This is a genomic window from Streptomyces tricolor (assembly GCF_002155905.1).
Lineage (GTDB): Bacteria > Actinomycetota > Actinomycetes > Streptomycetales > Streptomycetaceae > Streptomyces > Streptomyces tricolor.
Window position 1 is genome coordinate 1 of sequence record NZ_MUMF01000595.1, and the last position, 6,503, is coordinate 6,503.

A 6,503-nucleotide genomic window follows, 5' to 3' on the forward strand; every position below is an offset into this window, starting at 1 on the left:
GGTACGGATCCGGCGGGGTCGGGCCCGGACCGGGCGGCGGGCCCGGCGGAACCGGGTCGGGGTACGGGTTCGTCATGGGTGTCCTCCGGGCAGTCACGGGACGTCGCCTCTGGACTACTCCCCCGCCTACCCTTCGGGCGCGCGGCCACTCACCCGACAGCAGCACCGGACGGGGTCCGTGCGGGTGGCCGGCCCCGAAGGAGGGATCGGCGACGGCTCAGCACCGCCGCTGGCCCGGAGACCGGCTGCCGACGCGGAGCCTGCCGTCGGTAGGAAGACGGACCACCCGCGCAGAGAACCCACCGCGGACGCTGAGGTACACCACCCGCGCACAACCCACCGCCGGCACGGAGAGGTGCCGCCCGCTCAGCACCGCCCCAGCCGTCCGGATCGTCCCAGGTGGGCGTTCAGAACCGGCCCGGGCAGGCCCGCAGCCAGTCCTTCGCGGCCGGCCGGCAGCAGGACCGGGTCGGCCGGCGGAGCCGTCTCGGGGTGGCGTGCGGACCGCTGCACGACGTACGGCACAGCGGGGCCACCGGGGCGCCCTCGCGCTCGGCGATGACGTACAGCTCGCGGGCGAGCGCCCCGGCGGAGCCCTACCCTCGCGGGCGGGCTCGACGATCGTGCGGACGGGGACCAGGGCGCGCGGGCGACTCCAGGACGACGTACTCGATGCGGCGGCCGGCCGCTTCACCGTCGCCGACGGCCTCCAGGCGGCCCGCCACCCGGTCGTCGCGGATCTCGGTCCCGCTCACGGGCAGGCACGCTCCCGGTCCCTGCTCCTGGTGCTGGACCGCCGGTCAGGCCCCTACGGCCTGCGGGCTGCGCCGCTGCTCCGATCCGGGCACCGGCTCGGACGGGTCGGCGCCGAGGGACACGATCCGGTTGCCGGCGTCCACGTGCACGACCCGGGGCCGCAGCTCGCGGGCCTCCGCGTCGGTGACCTGGGCGTAACTGATGATGATCACGAGGTCCCCGGGATGCACCAGGTGGGCCGCGGCCCCGTTGATCCCGATGACCCCGGACCCGCGCTCCCCCTCGATGACGTACGTCTCCAACCGGGCGCCGTTGGTGACGTCGACGATGTGCACCAGCTCCCCGGGCAGCAGATCGGCTGCGTCGAGGAGGTCGGCGTCGATGGTCACCGATCCCACGTAGTGCAGGTCGGCCTGGGTGACGGTGGCGCGGTGGATCTTGGACTTGAACATGGTGCGCAGCATGGAGCTACTCCTGAATCTCGGCTCCCTGCCTGCGTTTTTGCAGGTCAAGGGCTGTTTGCACACCCTACAACGAGCCGCACGTCCGGGCAGCTTTGCCCAGGTTTTTCCGGACTCATGCTGATCACTTGCTGACCCTCCTGACGCATCATCAGGTGGCTGAGGGGTCTTCGCCCGCTCTCGCGTCCCCACCGCGACGACCACACAAGCGTACGCAGCACCCTGCGAACGGCGTCCGTGATCACCGTCACTCTGGCAGCCTGGACCGCGGTCGGGAGCGAGGGTCGGTCGACGGGAAGCCGGCCTGCGCCGCGGCCAGAGGCCGGGGAGCCAGTCACGTCTTCCGCCTCAACGGAGGAAGGAGTCCCTCTGATGCAACGATGCCGAGGCAGGAACGCCAAGGTCCTGTACAAAGGGGCCGAGATCTTCAAATGGCTGGAGCAGCAGAAAATCCACTAGACGCCGCCTCGTTTTCCCGAACTTTGCCACCCGCTCAACCCTCCTCCGTGAATCGAATAGCACCCTCGCCCCGGCGGCCAAGGGACACACTCATTCCCGAGATGCCCGGGGGTAGCGAACGGTGCGATGACGTCCACGCACGTGTCTAGATCTGCCGCTGCGGGTACGGGTGCGGGACACGAGATCGGCGCGGCTGAGGCCAGCGAGGGTGGAGGAGGTGGCGGCGGACCCGGACCTCACCCCGCGACCCCTGAGCGATGCGACTCAGCCGGGAACCTCCTACTCTCCCTGACCGGGCATCATCACCCTGACTACAGGGGGCCACTTGTCACTTCGACGTAGCTTCGGGAGAACAGGGCCAACCGACTTTCGTAGTACAGCTCAAAGCGAGCTGAACACCCCTGTTGGCACCGGAGGCCGGGACAGGTCTGGCGTATCGACGTCCTGGCGACACCATCCGGTAACCGGTCGGTTCCTGGATGCCTCGCTACTAGCGGAAGGGGCTGACGGTCCATCGGTCCACAGGGGGATCATGCACTCATTCCGGGTGGTACTCATCCCGCGATGCGGCCGGTGCGGCGCCGCGGTCACCGACGAGCCGACCGCGACCTGCTGACCCCCTCCCGGCTGCTGGACGACGCGCTGCGCCGCCGCATGGCCACGGAGGGCTGGGAGAGGTCACCCCCAGTGCCCCGGGGCAACCGGGGACCGGCCGACACCATCGGCGGCGACCAGCTGACCTGCCCCGCCTGCGCCGAACGACACCGCCGACTGGTCGAGCGCCACGGCACCGTTCGCGGCTACGTCCAGCGCGCTACCGGCGCGCACCCGGCGGATTCTCCGCCGGGTGGGAGGCGTACGCCCTCCAGGACATCCACCAGTTCCGCCGCGAGGCCGTCTCCTGCGCCCTTGACCGATCCACTTTGGATCGCATTCATCATTGAATCGTGCGCAAAATGCAAAATCCTGCCGACTTGCGATCAGGATTGCGGAGTGCTGCCCTGGAATAGGCAGGGGCAAAGGGCCAGTTGATCTGGCCCGGATGGGCGGCGTTCAGCCGAAGGAGGGGGACGACGCGTCGGGTGACGACGGGAGTGCCCCGCGCTGCGGCCCGCTATCGGAGGTTCACGATGACACAGGTCTCTTCTGCCCGCATTCCACTACGCCAGATCATGGCCGTGCTCTTGACGGCCGCGCTGACGCTCTCCCTCTCGGTGGTACTCACCGTCACCACGACCAAAGAAGCAGCCGCCTCGTGCTCCGCCAACCGGTTCAACGGAACGTGGCGCTCGTCCGACGCGAGGCTGAAGCGTATCGACGTATGGCAGGGAGGGGACTGCCACCTGTACGCCAGGGCCTGGTCCGTCTGCGAGCACGACTCGTCGCGTATCTGCAGCTGGGGAAACAGGAGAATGGGAGACAGTCCCGAGCCGAACTTCCAATTCGTCGGATACAACTGGAACAACGCCAGTGAGGTGCTGCACCTGCGGATGCAGGACAGGTCTCGTATCTCGGTGTGGGACAGCACCGACTACCACAACGGTAAGAAGGTCAGCTTCACGGTCACGATGTGGAAGAGCAGCTGAGCCCGGGAAGGGCAGCAACTCCGCCCGCGTCGCTACTGGACGAGACCCCCTACCAAGACAGGTGGGGGGCCTCGCCGCTCGTCCCCCGCCCCCGACAGGATGCGACCCGCGCCGGGGTGGGCCCTGTTCGCGGGTACCGTGCCGGCTCGACGAGCAAACGGACGCACTGAGCGTTTTCAGCGTGGCCACTGATCGGGTGATGCCGGGCCAACGCCCGGGCTTCTTCATCCGGCCGTCGGGTGCCACTCGCGGCGGAGGAGGCCGAAGACCCAGGAGTCGGAGACGTCGCCGTTGACGACGCAGTCCTCGCGGAGGGTGCCTTCGCGTATGAAGCCGAGCTTCTCCAAGACCCGGGCGGACGCCACGTTGCGCGTGTCGGTCTCGGCCTGGACGCGGTTCAGGTCCAGGGTGTCGAACGCCCACCGCAGGACGGCGTGCGCCGTCTCCGTGGCGTAGCCGTGGCCCCACGCGGCGGCGTCGAAGACGTAGCCCAGGGACGCGCTGCGGAAGTCCGGGTTCCAGTTGGTCAGGCCGCACCAGCCGATGAACGCGCCGTCGGAGACGCGGTCGACGGCCAGCCGCGCTCCCGTGCCTTCCTCCTCGATCGTCCGGCAGGTCGTGATGAAGCGCTGGGCGCGGGCCGGTTCGGTCCACGGCGGCGAGTCCCAGTAGCGCAGCACGTCGGCGCTGCTGTGCAGCGCGTAGAGCGACGCCGCGTCGGCGTCGGCGAACGGCCGCAGTCGCAGGCGGGCGGTGTGCAGCTCAGGGGTGGGCAAGGTCATGCGGAGCATCCTGCCGCGTCACGCTCGGCGCCGACCATCCGTTTATCCGGACGGTCGGGGGCGCGTACGTCCGCGGTGACGCCGGACGCACCGGATGAGCGGTGAGTCCCCAGTACCGTGCCGGCCACCGCACCCGGCAGCAACCTCTCGTGCCAGTGCTGCTGTCGAAACCCGTGAACATTTCGATTCCCTCTTGGGTGGCGGCTGCCTCCCACACAGGTGTACATCCGCTGCCCGTTCACGGGCTCTGGCTCAACTTCTGCGACGCGGCCACTCTGAGTGATCGGCGGGGGATGACATGCCCCCGGTTAGGCTCCGTGCCACGAGCAGACCGCCTAGGCGGCTTCCCACCAGCGGCCGGCTGTGCCGCTGCGGGCGTGCCCGCGCAGCAGGGACAGCAGCGATCCGAGAGCGGCGGTGGGCCGCCGGGAGGCCGGCCACGCGAGTACCGCGGTGCACGGTGGAAGGTCGGTGACGGCAACGTAACGGACACCGGGCCTGGGCATCAGTGCCCGGCAGCTTTCGGAGATGAAGCGGATGCCGTGACCCAGGCCCACATGAGAAACGCAGGATTCCAGGGTGGTTGCCGTGTGGTGGGTGTACCGCACAGGCGTTCCGTCGGGTCGCGGGTCGGCGGCCCAGAACTCACGCCACCCTCGGTCGACATGGGGTGAGAAACCGATCACGGGCAAATCGGCCAGATCGGAGAGAGTCACGGTCTCCCGGTCGGCCAGCGGATGGGTGTCCGGCAGGCACACAAAGCGTGCTTCTGTTCCCAGCGGTAGCGTGTGGATCCCCGTCGGCACAGGTCCGTAGCACACCACCGCATCGACCCGGTTCTCGAGCAGTGCCGTGAACTGCTCGACGTTGTCGACGTCCTGCCATTTCACCTCGGGTCCGGCGTTCCGCTCGCAGAGCCCGTCGAAGAGGATCCGCAAGGCAGGGAGGGCAGACAGATAGGACGCGAGCACCACCTGGCGGGAACCCGTGCGGGCGGTCGCTAACGCGCATTCGCGAAGGTCCTCGACGGCGTGCACTGCCGCTCGTATCCGAGGCAGGAGGGTCTGCCCGGCCACGGTCAGCTCGACGTGCCGTGTAGACCGCTCCACGAGACAGACACCCAGCGCCTCCTCCAAGGCGCGGATCTGCCGGCTGAGCGCGGGCTGGCTGATGTACATCCGCCTGGCCGCCCGTCCGAAGTGCAGTTCCTCCGCCAGTGCGAGCAACAGCCGTAGTTGATGCGTACTCGGATCGGTCGTCATCGTCTCCCCCGCCAGGACGGTCGATCACCAGCGTCTATGTCGTCAGTGTATCAATCGCCTTGGCTATTACATCAGTTGGCCCTTCCGAAGGGATACGGGAGGCCTCAGGATAAGAGGCACAGAAACCACATCAGGGAATGGATGCAATCAACTCCGTTCCCACGGGGATGAAGGGCAAGAGGTGTTCGGAAACATCAGGGCCACACGGAAAATGTCCGTCCTGGCGGCGACTGCAGCCCTGTCCGTCAGTGTGCTGACGGGGGCGGCACACGCCGATTCGCACGCAGATTCGCAGCCCACCGTTGTGGAGCGCGGCGGGGAAGACTTCTACTGGAAGTGTCAACACCGGAGTTGGAAGAGCGCCACCGACCCGGGCGGCCGGGATTCGTGGATCCTGCACGAGTCCCCGGACAAGAAACAGCGCGCCGGGATGAAGTTCTGGGCCGACGGCGAAAAGATATCGGTGTGGAACAACAGCAACATGGCCATGGAATACAAGGCCTACTTCGAGGGCACCAGAGGGCCGATGACGTGGTATTGGGTCCTCGAACCCGGCGGACACCACCACAGCGCCAACCTCTCAGTGGCTGAAGGGCACAGGGTACAGATCGTGGTCGTTCCCTGGCAGATCACCAGGGGCGGTTGCGTCGACAACGGTGGTCGTACCTGAGTGACCCATTGGGGCTCCGTCCAAAGGGGGGAGCCCCAAGTCTTGTCCCGATTACTCCAGCAAGATTTCGCTGTCTTACAGGCGTCTTTCGCCGGGTGGCGGGAGTTGTAGCGGGACTTCGATCGTGCGGGGGCGGTCTCACGGAGACCGCCCCTCGGTGGTGCGACAACGCCGCAGGTGGTGAGCCGCGCCGGACGGCCTGCAAGCGTCCCATCGGCGACCCACTCGGCGACGGCTGGCAGCCGCATCGCCGTGGGGCGCCGAGGCACGCTGGGTGATCGAGGAATGCTTCCATGAGTCTTCATCAGCCGCGGACGCACCCGCCTTCACCCAGGTCATGGCCCGGCTGCGGGTGCCCCAGCCGATCGGCCGGACCCAGGACCACGCCAGAACCCTCCTGGCCGACAATGCCTATTCTCCCGCGATCCGGATCCACCTCCGCCGGCGCGGGATCCGGGCAGGCTCTGGCCTATCACTTGCACGGCCTGACCCGCTCCACCATCCGCAGCGCCGACGGCGCCACCGCC

General features: G+C 68.1%; 5 protein-coding genes and 1 pseudogene. 2 read left to right on the forward strand and 4 right to left on the reverse strand.

The window, feature by feature from the left end; translation table 11 throughout:
- Positions 1–407: 407 nt before the first annotated feature.
- Positions 408–755 (reverse strand): annotated as a pseudogene (locus tag CCN44_RS34670) (GNAT family N-acetyltransferase).
- Between the two features lie 45 nt (positions 756–800).
- Positions 801–1,220: an aspartate 1-decarboxylase gene (gene panD, locus CCN44_RS34675; protein ID WP_059246624.1), complete on the reverse strand. Its 420-nt coding sequence runs from the start codon at positions 1,218–1,220 to the stop codon at positions 801–803.
- A gap of 1,586 nt (positions 1,221–2,806) precedes the next feature.
- On the opposite strand from panD, the gene CCN44_RS34680 reads away from it, so the two are divergent.
- Positions 2,807–3,262: a hypothetical protein gene (locus tag CCN44_RS34680; protein WP_143650177.1), complete on the forward strand. Its 456-nt coding sequence runs from the start codon at positions 2,807–2,809 to the stop codon at positions 3,260–3,262.
- Between the two features lie 224 nt (positions 3,263–3,486).
- Here the strand turns inward: CCN44_RS34680 and CCN44_RS34685 are convergent, their stop codons facing one another.
- The gene (locus tag CCN44_RS34685) at positions 3,487–4,044 is read right to left on the reverse strand and encodes a GNAT family N-acetyltransferase (RefSeq protein WP_086702422.1); all 558 of its coding nucleotides are present in this window, start codon (positions 4,042–4,044) and stop codon (positions 3,487–3,489) included.
- A 335-nt stretch (positions 4,045–4,379) separates the two neighbouring features.
- Positions 4,380–5,306 (reverse strand): LysR family transcriptional regulator, encoded by a 927-nt coding sequence (locus tag CCN44_RS34690; protein ID WP_086702425.1) that lies wholly within the window; start codon positions 5,304–5,306, stop codon positions 4,380–4,382.
- A 181-nt stretch (positions 5,307–5,487) separates the two neighbouring features.
- Here CCN44_RS34690 and CCN44_RS34695 point away from each other — a divergent pair, with 181 nt between their 5' ends.
- A complete protein-coding gene (locus CCN44_RS34695) occupies positions 5,488–5,976 on the forward strand; it encodes a hypothetical protein (protein WP_086702428.1) in 489 nt (162 codons plus the stop codon).
- Positions 5,977–6,503: the final 527 nt, after the last annotated feature.

What these genes read in the sequence shown, in the direction of transcription:
- panD (WP_059246624.1), bottom strand. Translation starts at nt 1,220, where the DNA reads ATGCTGCGCACCATGTTCAAGTCCAAGATCCACCGCGCCACCGTCACC.
- CCN44_RS34680 (WP_143650177.1), top strand. Translation starts at nt 2,807, where the DNA reads ATGACACAGGTCTCTTCTGCCCGCATTCCACTACGCCAGATCATGGCC.
- CCN44_RS34685 (WP_086702422.1), bottom strand. Translation starts at nt 4,044, where the DNA reads ATGACCTTGCCCACCCCTGAGCTGCACACCGCCCGCCTGCGACTGCGG.
- CCN44_RS34690 (WP_086702425.1), bottom strand. Translation starts at nt 5,306, where the DNA reads ATGACGACCGATCCGAGTACGCATCAACTACGGCTGTTGCTCGCACTG.